This window comes from Paenibacillus sp. LHD-38 (genome assembly GCF_031157315.1).
Lineage (GTDB): Bacteria > Bacillota > Bacilli > Paenibacillales > Paenibacillaceae > Pristimantibacillus.
The window spans coordinates 59,622-81,338 of record NZ_JAVIFU010000018.1; the positions used below are offsets into that span (position 1 = coordinate 59,622).

A 21,717-nucleotide genomic window follows, 5' to 3' on the forward strand; every position below is an offset into this window, starting at 1 on the left:
AAGATACTGTCCATCATTGCTACGATATGTCTCTTCTAAAAGGATTAGACCGTTTTCAATCACCCGGCGTGCGGCATGTTCGCGTTAAAAAGGACATATACATGGAATCATCGCGGCTATTTTTGGAAGCGCTTTATTGCTTGTCCGACTGCTTTGCGCACAGCTGCTCTGATTAAGGAGCGGGCATTTAAGGGGGGCGGGGCGTATGCCATCGTTATTGGCGGCTGGATCTGTCGGTCAATGGTTATTTTGGGGAAGATGGGCATTGTTTGCGGCCGTTGTGCTGATTGCCGTTTCAATGTTCGCGATGGTCGTGCAGAGGCGGATTTTGTATATGAGGCTTGGGGTGCCTGCTGTTTTTACGCGTTATCAACGCAAGCTCAAAAGCAAATCCAGCTTCAGCGCTCAAGTGCTCGGTCATCGCAAGCTGCTGAACGATGTGAGAAGCGGCATTATGCATTTGGTTTATTTTTACGGCTTTATTGTGCTTCAGTTTGGTGCGGCGGATTTGATTTGGAAGGGGCTGAATGACGGCGCTCCGCTGCCGCTGCCCTATTATAGCTGGTTTTCATTGACGCAGGAGATGACCGTTACGCTCGTCTTTGCAGCTGTGCTGTACGGTGCTTTTCGCCGTTACGGGGAGAGGCTGCCGCGGCTTAAGCGCGGGTGGAAGCCGTCACTCGTTATGTGGTTTATCGGCTCGCTGATGCTCACGATTTTATTTTCTTTGGCGTTCGAGCGGCTGGCAGCGGCAAAAGCGGATCCTGCCGTTCATCTGGTTGAAGCAGGCTACGCACCGGTAAGCGTTTTGCTGGTCCAGCTGCTTCAAAGCGCTGGCGTACAGCCGGAAAGCGCGGCGGCGCATGCCGGCTTTGAATTATTTTGGTGGCTTCATCTCTTGGTGCTGCTGAGCTTTTTGGTGTACGTGCCGCAGTCGAAGCATTTTCATTTGTTGACGGCCCCGGTCAATCTTTGGTTTAGGCGCAGCACGCCCCCAGGACGGCTTACGCCGCTTAATCTGGAGGATGAGGAGGCGGAAACCTTCGGCGCGGGGAAGGTGGAGCATTTCACGCAAAAGCAGATGCTCGATTTGTATGCCTGCGTCGAATGCGGCCGTTGTACGAATGTCTGCCCGGCTGCAAGCACCGGTAAGCTGCTCTCGCCGATGCATCTCATCGTGAAGCTGAGGGATCATTTAACGGAAAAAGGCGCAGCGATCACATCCAAGTCGCCTTGGCTTCCTGCCAGTCTGTGGCAATCCAAAGCAAATGGGCCTAAAGCCCATGTAATGGGAGGGGTGATTCCAGCCTGGGAGGCTTCAGCTGATGGGATAACCAACATTGAGCCGACGATGGCTGCGCAAGCAGGAGCATGGAGTATTAAGGAAGGTGTTAAGCCGGAGGAGGTGGAGCTTATTGGCGAGGTATTGACGGAGGAGGAGCTATGGGCGTGCACGACCTGCCGCAATTGCGAGGAGCAGTGTCCGGTCGGCAACGAGCATGTGGATAAAATCATCGATATGCGCCGCTACCTTGTCCTGATGGAGGGCAGGCTTCCGTCAGACGGACAGCGCGCACTGCAGAACATTGAGCGTCAGAGCAACCCGTGGGGCCTGCCGCGCGCCGAACGAGCGGCTTGGATTAGCGAATGCGAGAGCCGCACAGGCATTCGGGTTGCCACGATGCAGGAGCTGAGACAGCAGGGCAAAAAGGCTGATGTGCTGCTATGGGCAGGCTCGATGGGGGCATACGATATGCGCAGCAGGCGTGTGCTGTACGATGTGGTGCGGCTGCTGAACCATGCAGGCGTAAGCTTTGCAACGCTTGGCCTGGAGGAAAAAAGCTCCGGCGATACCGCAAGGCGGATTGGCAATGAACTGCTTTTCCAAGAGCTGTGCCGCGAGAATATCGAGACCATCAACAAATATGAAATTGCTCATATCGTGACGGCGTGCCCGCATACCTATAACACGCTCAAAAATGAATATCCTGACTTTGGCCTGCGCCAAGACATCCTCGTCGAGCATCATACCGAGCTGCTGGCGCGTCTGTTGGCGGACGGCTCCTTGAAGCCGCTGCATACGATTGATGAGCGGGTAACTGTACATGATTCCTGCTATTTAGGCCGCTACAACGATACCTATGAAGCGCCGCGCAGTCTGCTGCGAGCCATTCCGGGCGTAACGATCGAAGAGATGGAGCGTTCGCGCTCCAACGGAATGTGCTGCGGCGCGGGCGGCGGACTGATGTGGATGGAGGAGCATTCGGGCACCCGCGTCAACCATGCAAGAACCGCGCAGGCATTAGAGGTAAAGCCGTCTGTCATCAGCTCGGCATGCCCGTACTGCCTGACGATGTTGGAGGACGGCTTGAAAGCCTTATCCGCGGAGGAGAAGGTCATTGCGCGTGATGTGGCGGAGCTGCTGGCCGAGAGTGTATTTGGCGAGTAACGGGGAAAACGGGGAACGTGACGGGAAATGAGCGTTTGCCGCAGAGAACGGTTTAAGCCGTTAAGCTTGTGGATGATTCAAAAAAAGGAGGCTGTATATGGCGATACAATCGTCGCAAAAAAATGCAGGCGGCATACGCAAAGCCGCAGTGATCGGCTCCGGCGTAATGGGTGCGGGAATTGCGGCTCACCTGGCCAATGCGGGCATGCGCGTCGTGCTGCTGGACGTTGTTCCGCAAAAGCTGACAGCGGAGGAGGAACGGCAAGGTTTGACGCTGGCAGATGCCAAGGTGCGAAACCGGCTTGCTGCCGCTGCGGTAGCCCGAATGAGCAAAGCATCGCCGGCACAGCTCTACGATCCGAGCTGGACGTCACGAATTACGCCAGGTAACTTAGATGATCATTTGGCTGCGCTTAGTGAGGCGGACTGGATTGTTGAAGCCGTGGTCGAGCGGCTGGACATTAAACGGGAGGTATTGGCCAAAATCGAAACTGCCCGCAGCCCGGGAACCATCGTGTCGACAAACACGTCGGGCTTATCCGCAGCTTCGATGGTTGAAGGGCGGAGCGAGGAGTTTCGGCAGCATTTTGGAGTGACGCATTTTTTTAACCCGCCCCGCTATATGAAGCTTGTTGAAATTGTAGGCACGAAGGATACGTCGCCAGAGGTCGTGAGGCTCTTAACAGAGATTTGCGAGAAACGGCTGGGCAAAGGCGTCGTACTGGCGAAGGACACGCCGAACTTCATCGCAAACCGAATCGGCACCTATGGCATGCTGATCACGCTTGAAGATACGCTGGCATACGGGCTGACGGTGGAGGAGGCAGATGCCTTGACCGGCCCGGCGATGGGCAGGCCAAAGACGGCGACGCTGCGCATGCTTGATCTGGTTGGCCTGGATACGCTGCTGCATGTTGTGGACAATGTGCGCGAGCGGAGCAGCGATCCTGCGGAGCAGGCAATATTTGCAAGGCCGCCGCTGCTCGAGCAGCTCGCTGCGTCGGGACGGCTCGGCGAGAAAACGGGGGCCGGCTTTTACCGGAAGGTGAAGGGAAAAGGCGGCAGCGAAATCGAGACGCTACGGCTCGATACGCTCGAATACGGACCAAAGCGTCCAGTGAGCTCTCCCGTCATCGACGCTTCAAAGGCTGCCAAAGGTGCTGCCGGCAAGGTGAATGCGCTGCTGCGCACCGATCCTCGTGACCGCTACGCGAAATTCGCTTGGTCAACGATCAAAAAAACCTTGCTTTACGCAGCCGCTCAGGTAGGGGTAATCGCGGATTCCATCTCGGATATCGACCGCGCGATGCGCTGGGGCTTTAACTGGGAGCTGGGTCCATTTGAGCTGTGGGATGCGATTGGGCTGCGCGATTCGGTGCAGCGCATGCAGAAGGAGGGAGATGCGATACCGGAATGGGTATCGGGATTACTTGCCGCGGGTAACGAAAGCTTCTATAAGTCGCAGGGCAACGAACGGGTCTATGCAGCGAGCGGAGCCTATAAGCTGGAAGAAGCAGAGGCGGATTCGATCTCGATTGCGGCGTTAAAGGCTTCTGGGAAAACCGTGTTCTCCACTCCCGGCGCGAGTCTGATCGATATCGGCGACGATGTGGCGCTGCTTGAATTTCATTCGCAGAACAATGCCATCGGAGGCGATATTTTATCCGCCATTACGCAAAGCGCGAAGGAGGTATCGCAAAATTGGCGCGGGCTGGTGCTCGCAAACGAAGGGCGCAACTTTTGCGTCGGCGCGAATTTAATGCTGCTGCTGATGGAGGCGCAGAGCGGTGAATGGGATGAGGTTGAAGATATCATCCGCTTCTTCCAAAGCAGCATGCTGCAGTTGAAGCGGCTTGACCGGCCCGTCGTGGCGGCACCGCATCGCATGACGCTTGGCGGCGGCGTGGAGGCCTGCTTGCCTGCGGATCAAATTATTTATTCTCCGGAAACATATTTTGGACTCGTGGAAACGGGGGTTGGCCTGATTCCTGCGGGCGGAGGCTGCAAGGAAGCTGCTGCAATGGCGGCCGAGCGGGCTTCGGCCGCTAGCAGCGGCAAGCCGGGCGGAGACCTGCAGCCGCATTTAAATTTGCTGTTCGAGACGATAGCGCTGGCCAAAGCATCATCCAGCGGCTTCGAGGTCAGCCGATTAGGGCTTATGAGGCCGCAGGACCGCGTCATTATGCGTCAGGAAGCGCGCTTCGCCGAAGCGAAGCGGGCAGTGCTTGAGCTGGACCGCGCGGGTTATCCGCCGCAGGCGGAGGGGCGCATTCGCGTCGCGGGCCGAGAAGGCAAGGCCGTGCTGAAGGTCGCGGTGCAGGCCATGCAGCTAGGCGGCCATATTAGCGAGCATGACGCGCTTATTGCCGGTAAGCTCGGTGCCGTGCTTGCAGGCGGCGATATTCAGGCAGGCGCGGAGGTAAGCGAGCAATATTTGCTCGATTTGGAATGCGAAGCGTTCCTAAGCCTGTGCGGCGAACGCAAAACGCAGGAGCGCATGAGCCATATGCTTGCGACAGGCAAACCGCTGCGTAACTAAACGCTATTATTATCCGAAGGAGGAGAGCGAAATGTCAGCTTCATCACCGTTTGAGAGTCACGATCGCGATGCCGTTATCGTTGCTGCGGTGAGGACGGCGGTCGGCAAAGCATCGAAGGGCAGCTTGGCCGAGACGAGGGCGGAGGATCTGGGGCGGGCTGTTCTGCAAGGCGCGCTTGAACGCGTGCCGGGCTTAGCGCCAGAGCTCGTTGAGGATGTAATTATCGGCTGCGCGATGCCCGAAGGCGAACAGGGGCTCAACATGGCCCGGACCATTTCGCTTTACGCGGGGCTGCCGGTGACGACGCCGGCCGTTACGATTAACCGCTTTTGCGCATCGGGGCTGCAAGCGATCGCTTACGCTGCGGAGCGCATCCGGCTTGGGGATGCGGATATTATCGCCGCCGGCGGAGTAGAGAGCATGAGTCATGTGCCGATGACCGGATTCAAGCTGTCGCCGCATCCCGCTATTGTAGACGCACGGCCGGAAGTATATATGGGCATGGGGCATACCGCCGAGGAGGTGGCCCGCCGCTATGGCGTATCACGCGGGGAGCAGGATGCTTTCGCGGCGTCCAGTCACCGCAAGGCGGCAGCGGCGATTGAGGCAGGGCGTTTCAAAGCGGAAATCGTACCGATCACCGCAAGCCGTTCCGGCGTAAACGATGCGGGACGCCCTTGGTCGAAGGTGTTTCAATTTGATACGGATGAGGGAGTGCGGCCGGAGACCACCGTTCAAACCTTGGCGCCGCTTAAGCCTTCCTTTGCACGCGAAGGGACGGTCACGGCAGGCAATACCTCGCAAATGAGCGATGGCGCAGCGGCTGTTATCGTAATGAACCGAGCGCGGGCTGAGGAGCTGGGGCTGCGGCCGCTTGCTGCATTTCGCAGCTTCTGCGTAGCGGGTGTCGCTCCCGAGATCATGGGCATCGGTCCGATTGAAGCAGTCCCTAAGGCGCTGCGGAAAGCGGGTATCACGATAGAACAGGTAGATTTGTTTGAACTGAATGAAGCCTTCGCCGCCCAGTGCGTGCCCATTATTAGAGAGCTTGGCATCGATCCCGAACGGGTTAATGTGAACGGCGGAGCCATCGCGCTAGGACATCCGCTTGGCTGCACGGGAACCAAGCTGACGGTGTCGCTTATTCATGAGCTGGGAAGACGAGGAGGCGGAATCGGCGTTGTCACGATGTGCGTAGGCGGAGGAATGGGAGCAGCGGGAGTGATCGAGGTATACGGCAGCTAGTCCATGTGGATAGCTGCACGGCATTAATGGTTTATGACGGATAAAGTTAATGTTCCTAATAATCGCTTGACTGAAGGGAGACCTGCGGCATGACGGAAACGATACGTTTTGGCGGTCGGTTTGTCGTGGAGGATAGTGCGCCGGAATCGGTCGTGACGCCTGAGGATTTTACGGAAGAGCAGCGGATGATGGGAGAAGCGGCTCAGCAGTTCATGGATGCGGAAATTACGCCGCGCGATGCGGAGCTTGAAGCGCTGAACTACGATTTGACGGTAGAGCTGATGCGTAAGGCCGGTGAGCTTGGCCTGCTCGGAGCCGATGTGCCCGAGGCTTACGGCGGTCTTGGGCTGGATAAGGTAAGCACGACGCTGCTCGCGGAAACCTTGGCCCGCGCCTCGTCGTTTGCGCTATCGGTTGGCGCACATACAGGCATCGGGACGCTGCCTATCGTATTTTTCGGTACACCCGCGCAAAAGCAGGCCTACCTGCCTGCGCTTGCTACCGGGGAGCGGATTGCTGCTTACTGCTTAACCGAGCCAGCCTCCGGCTCCGATGCTTTAGGGGCGAAGACCACAGCCAGATTGTCGCCGAACGGGAAGCATTATGTACTTAACGGCTCGAAATTGTATATTACAAACGCTGGTTTTGCGGATGTGTTTATCGTATACGCAAAGGTAGACGGAGAATATTTTACTGCTTTTATCGTCGAGAAGGGGATGCCGGGGTTCAGTATCGGACCGGAAGAGCATAAGATGGGCATCAAGGGTTCTTCAACACGCCCTTTGTTTTTTGAAGATGTAGCGGTGCCGGTTGAAAACGTGCTTGGGGAGGTCGGGAAAGGGCATCAGATTGCCTTTAATATTTTGAACATTGGTCGCTTCAAGCTTGGTGCTGCCTGCCTCGGTTCATCCAAGGAGACGATTGAGCTCGCTTCGTCCTACGCGAACACGCGAAAACAGTTTGGGCGGGCGATTTCCTCGTATCCGCTCATTGGCGCCAAGCTTGCCGATATGAACATTCGCACGTACGTGCTGGAGAGCATGGTTTATCGGACTGCCGGCTGGATCGATGCGATGCTGCGGTCAACGGAAGCCGCAGACGGAACAGCCGGAGATGGCGTGACAATGGCGAAGGCGATTGGAGAGTATGCCATAGAATGCTCGATTATTAAGGTTTTTGCATCCGAAGCCCTGGATTTTGTGGCGGATGAAGGGGTGCAGATTCACGGCGGTTATGGCTACATCCGCGATTATAAGGTGGAGAGAATATATCGGGATTCGCGGATTAACCGGATTTTTGAAGGAACGAATGAAATTAACCGGATGCTCATTCCGGGCACGCTGATGAAAAAAGCGTTAAAGGGAGAGCTGCCGCTGCTGCGCAAGGTGCGCTCGCTGCAAGCGGAGCTGGTGCAGCCGATGCCGATTCCGCCGCTCGAAAAGCCGCTAAGCAAGGAAGCGTTCCGCGTTGCGCAAGCGAAGAAAACCTTTCTTGCCATCGGCGGGCTTGCTGTTCAGAAGCTGGGATTGCGGCTCGAACAGGAACAGGAGGTGCTGTGCTCGCTTGCCGATCTCATGATTAATATTTTTGCAATGGAAAGCGCGCTGCTGCGCTCGCAAAAAATATGCAAGGCCAGCGGCGGCGTCAACTCGGATAAGACGGAAAATGTGATTGCGATGACTACGGTGTTCGTGCAAGAGACGATGGAGCGGATCGACTCGCTGGCGAAGCTTGCGCTCACCGCACTGGAGCAGGGAGACGGGCTGCAAATGCAGCTCTCCATTCTGAAGAAGCTGATGCGCGCGCCGCTATCGGATACGGTTGCTTTGAAGCGGTCCATTGCCGCTCGTGTCATTCGCAATGAGCATTATGTCGTGTGAAGGGGGAGAGCATGAATGGAACCGCTCAGACCGGAAGACCCATCTTTACAAGGGCAGCCCTCCGGCGAAGCCGAAGAGCTCGCACGCCCATGGCTTCGTCATTATCCGAAGGAGGTTTCTCCTTCGCAGAGCTATCCCGATCAGAGCATCGTCCAATTCCTAATCAACGCCGCCTTGAATCATCCGAACCATCCTGCCGTACATTTTCTTGGCAAAATAGTAACCTACCGCGAGCTGTATGAATCTGCCAAACGCCTGGCCTCCGGTCTCCTTTCCCTCGGCATTGCCAAAGGAGACCGCGTGGCAATCATGCTGCCGAATTGTCCTCAGACCGTCATCGCTTATTACGGCGTGCTGTTTGCAGGCGGTGTCGTGGTACAGACGAACCCGCTGTACGTGGAGCGCGAGCTGGAGCTTCAGCTCACGGATAGCGGAGCCGTCGCGATTATAACCGTTGATCTGCTTTATCCGCGCCTAGCACGTGTACGGGGCGAACGGCCGGAGACAGGTCCTCTGCCGCAGCTGCGCCATGCAATCGTCACGTCGATTAAGGATGGTCTTCCGTTTCCGAAGAGTCTGCTTTATCCGCTTAAGCAGCGAAAAGAAGGCTTCCGCGCAGAGGTTCCTTACGGAAGCATTGGCGTTATCGCCTATAAGAAACTGCTGGCAGGGAAGAGCTTGGCTGACCGGCTGCCCGAGCCTGCTAAGGGGGCTGATCTTGCAGCGCTTCAATATACCGGGGGCACGACCGGGACGCCTAAAGGCGTCATGCTGACCCATCGCAATCTGGTTGCCAATACGATGCAAACCTCGGCTTGGTGCTATAAGGCGGAGGATGCGAAGGAGCGGTTTCTTGCGGCGCTGCCTCTGTTTCATGTGTTTGGATTAACGGTATTAATGAATATGTCGGTGCTTCGGTCAGGCACGCTTATTTTATTGCCGCGGTTCGAGGTTGAAATGGTGCTGCAGACGATCAGCCAACAGAAGCCTACCATTTTTCCAGGCGCGCCTACGATGTATGTGGCACTTATCCATCATAAGTCGGCTGCGAAAACAGACCTTTCCTCTATTAACGTATGTATAAGCGGATCGGCCGCTTTGCCGCTCGAGGTGCAGGAGAAGTTCGAGGCATTAACGGGAGGCCGGCTCATCGAAGGCTACGGCTTGTCGGAGGCATCGCCGGTCACGCATGCTAATCCAATATGGGGGATGCGTAAAATCGGTACAATCGGCGTACCTTTTCCCGATACGGAAGCAGCAGTGATCGACCCGGAAACAGGGGCGCGATTGCCTGTTGGCGAGCTTGGAGAGCTCATCGTGCGCGGACCGCAGGTCATGAAGGGCTACTGGAACAAACCGGCAGAAACCGATCAGGTGCTGCGTGACGGCTGGCTGTATACAGGCGATCTTGCGACGATGGATAAGGACGGATATTTTACGATCATGGATCGGATTAAGGATGTCATTATCGCTGGCGGGTTTAATATTTATCCACGAGAGGTGGAAGAGGTGCTGTTCGAACATCCGGCCGTTAGAGAAGCGGCTGTCATCGGTGTGAAGGATGAATACAGGGGGGAATCGGTAAAAGCGTATATCGTATTCAAGGAAGGCTGGCACGTATCGCGAAGCCAGCTTGACCGTTGGTGCCGAGAACGATTAGCAGCTTACAAGGTGCCGCATCACTATTCCTTTAGGGAAACGCTTCCAAAAACGATTATTGGCAAAGTGCTTCGTCGCAAGCTTCAGGAGGAAGAGGCGGAGGAGCAGAAGAAGGCCAAGGAGGTTAAGGGAGAGTGAACGGCATGGATGAGGATTGGTTTGTGCAGCAGGCTGATCAGGCAGGTCACCTGACAAGGCTTGCCGAGCGTGCGCAAGCAACGTTTTGGGGCGTGCTCGGCTGCGAGGTGGTGCAGGCAAATGCAAGCAAAGCGACGATTTGCCTCGATGCTTCGGAGCGGCACCGTAATCTGCTCGGCATCGTTCACGGCGGCGTGCTGATGTCGCTTCTCGATAATGCAATGGGACTCGTTGTCATGCTGGCTGTACCGGATGAGCGTGCGGTAACTGCGAATCTTAATACGCAGTTTCTCGCCAGCAGCAAGGGAGGCGTGCTGCTTTGCGAGGCGGAGCTGGTGCATCGCACGGATCGAACGCTGACGCTGGAGGCAAGGGTCAAGGATGACAGCGGCAAGCTGTTGGGTATCGGAATCGGCGCTTACCGCATTATTTAGGCAGACTCATGCTCAAGTTGCTTGCCTGCTTCTGATTCGTTATAATGATAATACCTAATATATGGAAAGTTTATTGCTTTTCGAAAGGATTAATAATTAACGGTTTTATACCGATAAATGTAGTAAGGGAAAGGAGGCGAGGACATGGTTCAAGGCTGGGTGACGAATTTGGTGTTAGGGTTCGGTATAGTGGTCGCTATCATTGGCGTCATCGCATATTTAAGAATGTTTCGTAAAGACAGGCTCTCTTCAACTTCTCACCAACCAGACGATGTCTCGCCTCCAAACGTATTTATTGCAGCAAAACCAATGGATGGCGGGCACAATAAGGATGTTAAATCCGAACAAGCCCCGCCGCGAGATTAGTAAATGTTAACTTTCCTATTCGAAATCAAAATGTTATAATAGTAAGAAAAATGTGAACATTGTGACTCTTTGGCCATGGAGTTGCCTGTACCAAATGGGGGTTCTTGCGGAGTAATCGCCGCATGCGGTCTCGTATTATGCTGTTTAGGACGACCATCCAACGTAAAAGGGAGGAGATTTCATGGCGAAACACAGCCAGAATGAAGTCAAGGAAAGCCTGAAGGAACTCACGAGAATTTTTCAACCCAAGGACCCACGTAAATTTGTTAAAGAGTATATTCGTAAGTACCGGATTACCGGGGGCTACGAGGATGAATTGACGACATTGGTGGAAAATGAGTTAGGCAGAATCAACTCCTCGGTCAGTTAGCAGAATATGTAGAATACGACTTTGTAAACTGTCACTCGGCAGGATGCAAAGTCTTTTTGTTTTTCACCAACCGCCAACCACCAAGTACAAGCACAAGCACCGAGCACCGAGCACCGAGCACCGAGCACCGAGCACCGAGCACCGAGCACCGAGCACCAAGCACCAAGCACCAGCACCAGCACCATCACAAGCACAAGCACAAGCACAAGCACAAAGCACAAAGCACAAAGCACAAACAGCAAGCCCAAGCCCAAGCCCAAGCCCAAACCCAAACCCAAGCCCAAGCCCAAGCCCAAGCACCAAGCCCAAGCCCAAGCACCAAGCCCAAGCACCAAGCACCAAGCACCAGCACTAGCACCAAGCACCAAGCACAACCACTGAGCACCAAGCACCAACCGCCAACCACCGATCACCAAGCCCAAGCACCAAGCCCAAGCACCAAGCACTAGCACCAAGCACCAGCACCAAGCACCAGCACCAGCACCAGCACCAGCACCAGCACCAGCACCAAGCACCAATCACTAATCACTAATCAACCAACCAACCGCATACCTAAAACACATTCCATTAGTTATCTTGTAAATTAGCGGGATACAGGTCATTTTTCTGCGATCAATTAATCAATTAAATTATTAGTCCTCACCTCGAACGAAAGGTCAGAGGCTACAATGTAGTTTTTACAATGTAGTGCTGCTTAAAGATGAGTTTACTCAGCTACAGTGTAGTTTCTGCAATGGTAATCCGCAGCATCGACGATATAATGGCAATCGTCTGCTAAATTGCTTAATGGGATTGTATTTTCTACACTGTAGCTCTGATCCACGCCGAAAATTCTTAATTACGTTGTAGTTTCTGCAGCGTAGCGTGTCACATCAGGCAGTAATAAAGATAAAATAGCAAAGGGCCAATTGGTGGAATTAGCCTCGGTGTCCCCTATACAGCTCTTTAGTTTTGTTACTAATTCTTGTCCCACATGGACGTTATCCCTCTGTTTTATTAGATAAAACCCTTAGAAGGGTACCACACGCTATTACGCATCATTCCCGCTGCTTCCTCTCAGTCATTTATCTATAAATTCGCCATATCTGATCGGAATGTGTCTCCTTTTTCGCGAATAAGTTATACATAGACAAATCTACTCGTTAGTGTAGGTATATTTTTGTTGGCGAAGTGGATTTTGCTTCCGCAAAACCTAAGTCAATGCTTACGAAGTGGATTTTTGCTACCGCAAAACCTTAAGGAGGTTAGTACACACATGGCAGTGGATTTGAAAACGAAGGAACATATTCGAGGAATTCGCAAGGCTGGCCGTATTGTCGCTGCCTGTCACAAAGCGCTTTCGAAGCGAATCGCGCCAGGCGTCACCACGCAGGAAATTGATCGTTTTGTAGAACGGTTCATGCTTGACCGAGGGGCCACGCCAGCCCAGAAGGGGTATAAGGGTTATCCGTTTGCAACGTGTGCCTCCGTGAATGAGGTGGTTTGTCACGGCTTTCCGGATTCGGAACCGCTGGAAACCGGCGATATCGTCACCATTGATATGGTCGCGGATGTGGATGGGTGGAAAGCCGATTCGGCATGGACTTACGCAATTGGCAGGACGAATACGGCTACGGAAAAGCTGCTGCTGGCGGCAGAGCAATCCATGCTCGACGGCATTAAGCAGGCTGTGCTTGGCAATCGGCTAGGCGACATCGGCTATGCGGTGCAATCAAGAGCGGAGAGGGCCGGCTTCGAGGTCGTGACGGCATTCGTTGGTCATGGCATTGGCAGAAGCATGCATGAATTTCCTGAGGTCATACACCACGGCATACCGGGTCAAGGGATCGTCCTTGAAGAAGGCATGGTCATAACGATTGAGCCCATTATTACGGCAGGCAGAGCAGATGTCTACATTGCCCAAGACGGGTGGACTGCACGTACCCGGGACGGAGCTTGGGCTGCTCAATTCGAACATACGGTGGCCATAACGAAGGATGGCCCGATTATTTTAACCCGTTGGGACTGAGCGGGGCATTTTTCATACCTAACATAACAAAAAGCCGAGCATTTGCAGAGTGATTCTGCTGCTGTTCGGCTTTTATTTGTTAACGAAAAAGGTTTAGCTAAGCTTCATTTTGCGATAGTCGGAGGGCGTGACGCCAAAGCTTTTTTTGAACATGCGATGGAAGTAAGAGCTGCTCGTATATCCGCTTTTTACGGCGATATCTACGATAGAGCAATCGGTGCTCTCCAAATATTCTTTGGCTCTTTCCAGGCGAACGTTGTTAATGACATCAACGATGGCGGCTAACGTTTGCTGCTTGTAAACACGGCTCAAGTAAATAGAGGACATGTCTAGTTCATCGGCAACCCAGTTGAGGCTGAGGTTCGGATTAGCATATTCCTTGTGAATCAGCTCATTGATTTTGCGGATCAAATCCCCCTGCTTCGTGGAGCGTTTCATCGACAGCTTCGTTTGAATGTCATCGAACAACGAGAAGAAAACCTCATTTAGCTCCTGAATGGTTTCAAAATGGTCCGGCGACGGAATATGGATGCTTAGGCTTGCTTCAACGTCCAAGCTGTTGTTTTTCTGAATGGTGAACAGAATGTTGTTCACCGTCATCGTCAAATGCGAAATCGCGAGCTGGACGACATGAATCGGATAAAGCGCGGTTTCCTGAACGATTTCCGCGAACAGCTTTTTCGCTTCCTCGGTTTTAGAGGTCATTAACGCATCGGTTAATTTCCGCTCTTTGTCGACCGGGAAAATATACTCCTTCGATTTCAAGGAGATGATATCCTGTGCGTCAATAAGCGACCCAAGCCCGTAAAACAACCGATGCTGCGAGGCTTCCTTCACCAGCTTATAAAGGTTGGACAGCTGCTGGGCTTGGAAGCCTTCCGGACTGTAGGTAACGGAAAGTCCGATTTTCAAATAATCCATGGAGGACTGCTGAATTTGCTCCAACATAGAACGCAGCAGCTCATCATCGGGTTCCTCGGCATCATCGAGACGGTTAAGCAGCATGATCACATAATCGGCGTCCATATCGACGGTTTCCACGCGGTAGTTTTTTAATCCGATCTCCCAGGCAATGTTCATGACGGCGAACTTGTACACATGCAGATCATCGCCGCGGGTTTGCTTCAAGGCGGCAAGCTGGTCGATTTTCAGCATGACGACCCGGTAACGTGAATTGAAATCGAACGTAATCCCGCTTTGTGACAGCTTCTGCTGCTGCGAGCTCGTCTGAAGCGATTGCGAGCCTTGGATAAGGCTGCGCAGCATATTTTGCCTAATCGTATAGGAGCTGTTACGCTTCTCGGTCTCGAGAATGTTCATTTTGTTCATAATTTGATGAATAGGGCGATAGAGCATACGAGACAGCAGCCATGAAATAAACAAGCCAATGACGAGAATAACAACAGCGATGAGGATCGTCGTATTTCGGATAGAATAGATGGCATTGGTTACTTGTTTATATGGTGTAACGCGCACATATTGCCATTCCAGCGAATCGGGTGAGGTATACGAAATAAGCGATTTCTTTCCCTCAAAGTTCGTTACGGCATAACCGGAGTCCTGGTTTTTAATTTGTTCATTGAAGAAGGCGGCGTCCTCATCGTTTAATTTTTTGGACACAAGGGTATCACCGGATAGCAGGCGGTCCTGATTATCCAAAATATACGATTTTCCTTCGTTATCATTTTTGTTAGCGCCAATGTCCTTGTTAATCCATGCGGACGAAATATTGATAATGACGGCGGAATTGATTTTCTGTGCTTTACCGATGGCATCATAACCTAAATAGGTATAGGCCTTCGTAACCTGTTCACCGGCTAAACTAACCGTGGTGTAGGTTCTTGGAATAGGAGTGAACGGACGATATTCCTGAAAGTTGTCGAGAATATCAAGAATTCCTTGGTCCGCGAGATCCTCTTTATTGAATGTACCGCTTTCTCCTTGACGGCTGGCCGTGTAGAACTGGCCATTCGCTGAGTTGTACACATAGATGGATTCAATAAAAGGCATGGAACTTAAATAATTGTCCAATTCGTTCATTGCTGCCGTGACATCATAAATATTAGGCTCATTATAGAACATGAGCTTGGAGACGGTGAAGGTTCGATAGATTTGGAAGGAGACGGACTGCGCGCTCTCAGTCATGCTGATAACTTCTTTGCTAGTTTGGGTGAGATTGCTGACATCAGATTGGTAAGCTTTCTTCAAATCGATTTGCATATAAGTGAAAAAGTAAAACAAGGAGGATACTAGTAAGGTAAGTACAATGCACAAGGTGATTGTGAACAGCAGCTTACTGTATAATTTTCCGTTGTTTTTCAATTGTACGGCTGGCATGCTCGTTCCCCCTCTATTATGTATGAAGCGTATATAAGCATATGATTCACTGACCTAAGCGAAAGCGTTTCCCATTGTCATTTGCGATTAAGCCTAGGACTCGCGCAATTAGTTTGAATATTTCACTAGGTTACCCGGTAATACATTCATCATTATAATCTTCACTTGACGCTGGGTGCAATGAACCAAATAAATGAAGGTGAATGAACCTGATTTTATAAAAGTGAACAATCCATACAGGAGTGAACATATTGGCGAAACGCCCTATTTTAGATGACAAAGCGCCGTTTCATCCGTTAGAAATGTCACGGAATTCCATGATAATAGCGGAAGGGGCCTTATAGAAATGATTAATTCAAAGCTGCAACAGATTTGGTATGGAGGAACTATAATCCGGATCAATGGCCGGAGGAAATAAGGCATAAGGATATGCGTTTATTTAAGGAAGCGGGAATCAATGTGGTCACGCTTCCTGTTTTTAGCTGGGCCAAGCTGCAGCCTTCAGAGGATGTTTTTCAATTTGAATGGCTCGATAAGCTTCTGGATTTAATAGCCGAAAATGGGATTTACGCTTGTCTAGCCACATCGACAGCGGCCCAGCCGGCATGGATGTCGCGCAAATATGACGATGTGCTGCCGGTTGATGTAGACGGAAGGAAGCGGACGCATGGGGCGTGCACAAACTTTTGCCCAAATAGTAAGACGTACCGCCGGCTATCCAGCCAGCTTGCGCGTACATTAGCTGAACGATATAAAGACCATCCAGCACTGCTCATCTGGCATATTAACAATGAATACGGCACGCATTGCTACTGCAATCATTGCGCGGAGGAGTTCCGCGAGTGGCTGAAGGTGAAATATGAGACGATCGACAGGCTGAACGCCAAATGGAATATGAGCTTCTGGGGCCATACCGTCTATGAATGGGAAGAAATCGTGCCGCCATCCAACCTGAACGGCGACAATCGCAACTTTCAGCCGATGGCTATCGATTATAAGAGATTTATGTCCGATTCGATTCTCGGCTGTTATCAAGGCGAATACGAGGAGTTGAAGGCGGTGACGCCGGATATTCCGATTACGACGAACATTTGGGGCCTGTTTAATGGACTTGATCTGAAAAAATGGGGAGAAGCGATGGATGTCGTCTCCTGGGACAGCTATCCGCAGATGAATGAACCGATGGCCAACGTGGCTATGCGCCACGACTATATGCGCGGCTTGAAGGACGGCAAGCCGTTCATGCTGATGGAGCAGACGCCGAGCCAGCAGAACTGGCAGCCCTATAACAGCTTAAAGCGCCCCGGCGTGATGCGTCTTTGGAGTTATCAAGCGGTTGCGCATGGCGCGGATACGGTCATGTTCTTCCAGCTTCGCCGTTCCTTCGGGGCATGCGAGAAATATCACGGCGCCGTGATCGAGCATGTCGGGCATGAGGATACACGCGTATTCCGGGAATGTGCAGCGCTCGGACGAGAGCTCGGCGGGCTTGGCGATCGTTTGCTGGATTCGGAGGTTCATGCCGAAGTCGCTCTTTTATTTGATATCGATACATGGAACGCGGTAGAGATTACGAGCGGACCCAGCGTGGATCTAAACTATTTGGATCAGGCGCAAAAGTACTACAAAGCCTTTTACGATCAGAATGTGGCTGTGGATGTACGCAGTCCGCTCAGTGATTTCTCCAAATACAAAATACTCGTCGCTCCTGTGCTGTATATGTTGAAGCCAGGCGTGGCCGAGCGGATTGAAGCGTTTGTGCGCGATGGCGGGATCTTTATTACGACCTTCTTCAGCGGCATCGTAAACGAGAATGATTTGGTTACGCTTGGCGGCTATCCGGGCAAGCTTCGCAGCCTTCTTGGCTTATGGGTCGAGGAAATCGACAGCCTGCTGCCTGAAATGCGCAACAGCATCGAGATTGGCGGGGCCTATGGTCATATACAAGGCTCGTACGAATGCGGCTTGTTATGCGACCTTCTTCATTTGGAGGGAGCAAGAGTGATCGGTACATATGGTACCGATTTCTATGCGGGCATGCCGTCGCTGACGGTGAATGATTTTGGCAAGGGAGAGGCTTATTACGTGGCAACGGCTCCCGAGCAAAAGCTGCTTGGCGACTTGATCCGGACTCTCTGCGAAAAACACCAGATTGCTGCCCCGTTTATGGCGGATGCGGGCGTTGAACTCGCCCAGCGCGTCAAGGATGATCAAATCTATACGTTTATTTTGAATCATAACAGCCATCAAGCGGCCGTCTCCCTCGAAAATACGGTCTATCATGATCTATTAACGAACCGTCAGGTGAGCGCGACAGTGGAAATCGAGCCCCACGGCGTCATGATTCTACAAAAAGTGTAAGGCTTTACCCAGAAAACCGCGGCTTCGTTAGTCTCGAATACCTATTCGAGCAAACGGGTTTGCGGTTTTTTTTCTGAAAATATAAGAGAATATAAGTTTTTGAAGCTTATCGGGGTTCTTATATTTCACCGTGAAACATGCTTTTGCCGCCAAAAGGGACTGCGACAGCCGTTAACGCTAGTGCGTTATCCCTATGAAATGGCCTGTTAATCCATAAAAGTTTAAATCGTTCACTGTTCATTTCGCTATTTCGTTCACTGAATTTGCATTCTTACTCTTTCGCTGAAAACGCCGGGATCGTACAGTGAGAACAGACCAGACAACACTAAAAGAAACGAACGCTGTGAGAGGAGACATCATCTGCATGTTGAAAAAAAATGGACTGCTTAAGGAACTCGTGACGAACCGCCTGCTCTTCCTTATGTTGCTGCCGGCGCTTATCTTCTTCCTTATTAACTCGTATGTACCTATGGTAGGCGTCTACTACGCCTTTACCCGATTCGACTTCAACACAAGCTTGTTCAACAGCCAATTTGTCGGGCTCGACAATTTTAAGTTTTTATGGAAATCGGGGGTTCTCGCTAGACTCACCTTAAATACGGTCGGCTACAACGTCGTATTCATTCTATTAGGAAACGTTCTCGCGATTGCATTGGCGATTCTGCTAAGCGAGCTGCGCTTGCAGTGGTTCAAGAAGCTGACGCAATCGATCATGTTTCTTCCATACTTTGTTTCCTTCGTCATTCTGAGCGTTATCGTATATAACGTGTTCAACTTCGAAAGCGGATTCCTGAACTCGACGCTTAAGTCATTCGGATACGAATCGGTTGACGTATACAATACGCCTTGGGTTTGGATCTTCCTCATTATTATCTTCTACTTGTGGAAAAACATCGGGTACAGCATGGTTATCTACCTGGCATCGATTACGGGAATCAGCGAAGAGTATTATGAGGCAGCAAAAATCGACGGCGCGAACATTTTTCAACGGATCTGGTACATTACGGTTCCGATGCTGAAGACGACATTCGTCATGCTCCTGCTGTTCGCACTAGGCAGCATCATGAAAGGCCAGTTCGACTTGTTCTACCAGCTGATCGGCAACAACGGCGTGCTCTACAATACGACGGATATTCTCGATACGTATGTGTACCGCTCCCTGAAAGTAACGTTCGATATCGGGATGTCGACGGCGGCAGGCCTTTATCAATCGCTGTTCGGTTTCGTGCTAATCATGACCGTTAACTACATCATCAAGAAAATCAACGACGAGTACGCATTGTTCTAAACGATCTGAAGCATACGCTACCAGCCCAGCTTACTGTAGGAGGTTCCCATGAAAATCAAAGACGACAATTATATGAAGTGGTTTAGGCTCATTGCTTTCGTAGTCATATTAATATCGACGGTTGCCTGCTTGTTTCCGTTCCTGCTCATCATTTCTGCTTCCTTTACGCAAAATGAGGCGATTATACGGGATGGCTACCATCTAATCCCGACGGTATTCTCTTTCGAGGGATACGAGACGGTGTTCCGCTTTCCGAAGCAGGTATTAACGGCTTACGGCGTAACGACGCTAACAACCGTTGTCGGCACGACGCTCGGTCTGTTTCTCATGACGATGGCGGGTTACGTGCTGCAGCGCAAGGATTTCAAATACCGTAACTTCTTCTCCTTCATGATTTATTTCACAACCTTGTTTGGCGGCGGTCTTGTGCCTTGGTACATCCTGATGACCAAGTATTTGAAGCTGACTGACAAGCTTGAGGTGTTGATTTTGCCGGGCCTTATGACGCCCTTCCTCATTATATTGATGAAAAACTTCATTCGCTCGGCTGTGCCGGATGAGGTTATCGAATCCGCGAAAATCGACGGAGCAAACGACTTCACGATCTACAGCCGGATTGTGCTTCAGCTCTCGATGCCGGGTATCGCAACAGTAGGCTTGTTCCTGGCGCTGCATTATTGGAATGATTGGTTTACTTCTTCGTTGTTCATCAACGATACGACCAAGTACCAGCTGCAGTATTACTTGTACAACGTCATTAATGCCATGAGCTTTATCGCACAAATGGGCTCAGGCACCGGCGTTTCCTTGGGCTCCGACATGCCGACTGAATCAACGAAGATGGCAATGTCCATTATTGTTACGGGACCGATACTATTCCTGTATCCGTTCGTACAGCGTTATTTTGTAAAAGGATTGACGATTGGCGCGGTTAAAGGTTAGAACTAGACAAGGGATTTATAATTCCACGTGTAGCTAACATAGATAAGTACTTAATTAAAGGGAGGATTCACATGACTAAGAAAGCAGCAAAAGCGGTCTCCATGTTTCTATCGATCATCGTTCTTATCACGGTATTAGCAGCTTGCGGATCGAACAACAATGGAAATAGCGGCAATGCTACAAATGCTCCAAAAGAGACAGAGGGCACAACGAACGAAGGCACGACAACCGAAGGCGCGGAAAAACCAGCTATCGATACTTCGAAAAAAGTGGAATTGCAATTTTACATGCTGGGTGATGCTCCGAAAGACATTGCTTCTATACAAGAGCAAGTGAACAAAATGGCTTTGGAAGATTTGAATGCAACGGTTAAATTCAACTATACTTCTTGGACGGATTGGGATCAAAAATATAAGCTCCTTCTTGGTTCAGGCCAACAAGTTGACTTGATCTTCACAGCTGAATGGACGCAATACCAATCCTATGCAAAGAAAGGCGCTTTCCAAGCGCTTGACGAAATTCTTCCTGCAGCGGCACCCACGCTTAATTCTTTTGTGCCAAAAGATATGTGGGAAGCTGTAAAAATCGACGGTAAAATTTTCACTGTACCCGCTACTTATAAAGAGTACGTAACAGACGGCTTTGTATGGCGCGAAGATCTTCGCGAGAAATACAATCTGCCTACCCCGGTTGATATCGCAACGTTTGAGCAATATCTGGACGGCATCAAGAAAAACGAGCCAACTGTAACACCGCTTTCGATGAACTCTGATGTGAAAACAAACCTGATGGACCGTTTCAAAGGTATCGCACGCGCTCCAATCGGCGCACTTCCTTACGGAATCGGCGTGAACTACGCAACACCTGGCGAAGTATACAGCTACTGGGGTTCCGATGAGCAAAAACAAGATTTGACTGTATTGAAGCGTTGGCAGGACAACGGCTACATGGTGAAAAACGTTCTAGCCGTTAAAGATACGCTGCAAGATCAAATGACAAGCGGTAAAGCTGCTGCTATTCTAGGCGACAACCCGACTCGTTTCAACGATATGGTTATCAAAATTCAATCGACTCACCCGGACTGGAAGCTTGGCTACCACCCATTCCCGGAAACAAACGGAATCGCAACACCGGTTCACCCGATTCACAACGGTTTCGCTATTCCAGCTAGCAGCAAAAACGCAGAGCGCGCTCTTGCGTTCTACGAGAAGCTTGTTACGGATAAACGTTACAACCTGCTTACGCAATACGGAGTAGAAGGCAAAAACTACGAAGTGAAAGACGGCTACTACTCCATGCTCGGCGATTCGAATACCAACGGATTCCCTCGCGAGGGCATGAACGGTTGGGCTTGGAGAAACCCTGAGTACATGCTGTTCGACAAAAACTATGACGGCGTAAAAGCAATCTTCGAAAAGCTTGATAAAATCCAAGTGCCTGATAAATTCACAGGCTTTGCAGAAGACTATACCGCTTACCAAGCGGAGAGAGCTGCGCTTGAGCAAGTGGAGAAGCAGTACCTGTTCCCGCTTAATGCGGGTCTTGTGAAAAACGTGGATGACGGTTTGAACACGTTTATGGAAAAAGCGAAGCAAGCGGGTCTTGAGAAAATCCAAGCGGAATATACAAAACAATGGCTTGCTTATGTAGAGGCACAAGGCATTAAATAATCGTTTTAAGCTGGCTGTCTCAGAGGTAGA

13 protein-coding genes and 1 pseudogene are annotated in these 21,717 nt (G+C 51.3%); 13 read left to right on the plus strand and 1 reads right to left on the minus strand.

Features of this window, described 5'->3' with window-relative positions:
* Window positions 1-205: 205 nt before the first annotated feature.
* The 9 genes from RCO25_RS16905 to map all read left to right on the plus strand — a co-directional run bounded on the left by RCO25_RS16905 (window position 206) and on the right by map (window position 13,089).
* A complete protein-coding gene (locus RCO25_RS16905) occupies window positions 206-2,449 on the plus strand; it encodes a (Fe-S)-binding protein (RefSeq protein WP_374992122.1) in 2,244 nt (747 codons plus the stop codon).
* Between the two features lie 97 nt (window positions 2,450-2,546).
* Window positions 2,547-4,988 (plus strand): 3-hydroxyacyl-CoA dehydrogenase/enoyl-CoA hydratase family protein, encoded by a 2,442-nt coding sequence (locus tag RCO25_RS16910; protein WP_308997318.1) that lies wholly within the window; start codon window positions 2,547-2,549, stop codon window positions 4,986-4,988.
* A 31-nt stretch (window positions 4,989-5,019) separates the two neighbouring features.
* The gene (locus RCO25_RS16915) at window positions 5,020-6,234 is read left to right on the plus strand and encodes an acetyl-CoA C-acyltransferase (RefSeq protein ID WP_308997319.1); all 1,215 of its coding nucleotides are present in this window, start codon (window positions 5,020-5,022) and stop codon (window positions 6,232-6,234) included.
* 89 nt (window positions 6,235-6,323) lie between these two features.
* Window positions 6,324-8,114 carry an acyl-CoA dehydrogenase family protein gene (locus RCO25_RS16920; protein ID WP_308997320.1) on the plus strand — a complete coding sequence of 597 codons (1,791 nt, stop codon included), beginning with the start codon at window positions 6,324-6,326 and terminating at the stop codon, window positions 8,112-8,114.
* A gap of 15 nt (window positions 8,115-8,129) precedes the next feature.
* Complete coding sequence (locus RCO25_RS16925) at window positions 8,130-9,911, plus strand: long-chain-fatty-acid--CoA ligase (protein WP_308997321.1); 1,782 nt, start codon at window positions 8,130-8,132, stop codon at window positions 9,909-9,911.
* A gap of 5 nt (window positions 9,912-9,916) precedes the next feature.
* Window positions 9,917-10,345, plus strand: a complete 429-nt coding sequence (locus RCO25_RS16930; protein ID WP_308997381.1) for a PaaI family thioesterase — start codon at window positions 9,917-9,919, stop codon at window positions 10,343-10,345.
* Between the two features lie 144 nt (window positions 10,346-10,489).
* On the plus strand, window positions 10,490-10,711 hold the full coding sequence (locus tag RCO25_RS16935; RefSeq protein WP_308997322.1) for a hypothetical protein: 222 nt from the start codon (window positions 10,490-10,492) through the stop codon (window positions 10,709-10,711).
* A 181-nt stretch (window positions 10,712-10,892) separates the two neighbouring features.
* The gene (locus tag RCO25_RS16940; protein WP_054026245.1) at window positions 10,893-11,081 is read left to right on the plus strand and encodes a hypothetical protein; all 189 of its coding nucleotides are present in this window, start codon (window positions 10,893-10,895) and stop codon (window positions 11,079-11,081) included.
* Window positions 11,082-12,336: 1,255 nt separating this feature from the next.
* The gene (gene map / locus RCO25_RS16945; protein WP_308997323.1) at window positions 12,337-13,089 is read left to right on the plus strand and encodes a type I methionyl aminopeptidase; all 753 of its coding nucleotides are present in this window, start codon (window positions 12,337-12,339) and stop codon (window positions 13,087-13,089) included.
* A gap of 93 nt (window positions 13,090-13,182) precedes the next feature.
* On the opposite strand, the gene RCO25_RS16950 is transcribed toward map, so the two are convergent.
* Window positions 13,183-15,426, minus strand: coding sequence for an AraC family transcriptional regulator (locus RCO25_RS16950; RefSeq protein ID WP_308997324.1), 2,244 nt, complete (start codon window positions 15,424-15,426; stop codon window positions 13,183-13,185).
* A 346-nt stretch (window positions 15,427-15,772) separates the two neighbouring features.
* On the opposite strand from RCO25_RS16950, the pseudogene RCO25_RS16955 reads away from it, so the two are divergent.
* From RCO25_RS16955 to RCO25_RS16970, 4 genes and pseudogenes are all read left to right on the plus strand, one after another.
* Window positions 15,773-17,787 (plus strand): annotated as a pseudogene (locus RCO25_RS16955) (beta-galactosidase).
* A 364-nt stretch (window positions 17,788-18,151) separates the two neighbouring features.
* Window positions 18,152-19,075 carry an ABC transporter permease gene (locus RCO25_RS16960; protein WP_308997325.1) on the plus strand — a complete coding sequence of 308 codons (924 nt, stop codon included), beginning with the start codon at window positions 18,152-18,154 and terminating at the stop codon, window positions 19,073-19,075.
* Window positions 19,076-19,123: 48 nt separating this feature from the next.
* A complete protein-coding gene (locus RCO25_RS16965; protein ID WP_308997326.1) occupies window positions 19,124-20,017 on the plus strand; it encodes a carbohydrate ABC transporter permease in 894 nt (297 codons plus the stop codon).
* Between the two features lie 65 nt (window positions 20,018-20,082).
* Window positions 20,083-21,687, plus strand: coding sequence for an extracellular solute-binding protein (locus RCO25_RS16970; protein WP_308997382.1), 1,605 nt, complete (start codon window positions 20,083-20,085; stop codon window positions 21,685-21,687).
* Window positions 21,688-21,717: the final 30 nt, after the last annotated feature.

Coding starts and splice junctions, on each gene's coding strand:
- RCO25_RS16905 (WP_374992122.1), top strand. CDS start 206: ATGCCATCGTTATTGGCGGCTGGATCTGTCGGTCAATGGTTATTTTGG.
- RCO25_RS16910 (WP_308997318.1), top strand. CDS start 2,547: ATGGCGATACAATCGTCGCAAAAAAATGCAGGCGGCATACGCAAAGCC.
- RCO25_RS16915 (WP_308997319.1), top strand. CDS start 5,020: ATGTCAGCTTCATCACCGTTTGAGAGTCACGATCGCGATGCCGTTATC.
- RCO25_RS16920 (WP_308997320.1), top strand. CDS start 6,324: ATGACGGAAACGATACGTTTTGGCGGTCGGTTTGTCGTGGAGGATAGT.
- RCO25_RS16925 (WP_308997321.1), top strand. CDS start 8,130: ATGGAACCGCTCAGACCGGAAGACCCATCTTTACAAGGGCAGCCCTCC.
- RCO25_RS16930 (WP_308997381.1), top strand. CDS start 9,917: ATGGATGAGGATTGGTTTGTGCAGCAGGCTGATCAGGCAGGTCACCTG.
- RCO25_RS16935 (WP_308997322.1), top strand. CDS start 10,490: ATGGTTCAAGGCTGGGTGACGAATTTGGTGTTAGGGTTCGGTATAGTG.
- RCO25_RS16940 (WP_054026245.1), top strand. CDS start 10,893: ATGGCGAAACACAGCCAGAATGAAGTCAAGGAAAGCCTGAAGGAACTC.
- map (WP_308997323.1), top strand. CDS start 12,337: ATGGCAGTGGATTTGAAAACGAAGGAACATATTCGAGGAATTCGCAAG.
- RCO25_RS16950 (WP_308997324.1), bottom strand. CDS start 15,426: ATGCCAGCCGTACAATTGAAAAACAACGGAAAATTATACAGTAAGCTG.
- RCO25_RS16960 (WP_308997325.1), top strand. CDS start 18,152: ATGTTGAAAAAAAATGGACTGCTTAAGGAACTCGTGACGAACCGCCTG.
- RCO25_RS16965 (WP_308997326.1), top strand. CDS start 19,124: ATGAAAATCAAAGACGACAATTATATGAAGTGGTTTAGGCTCATTGCT.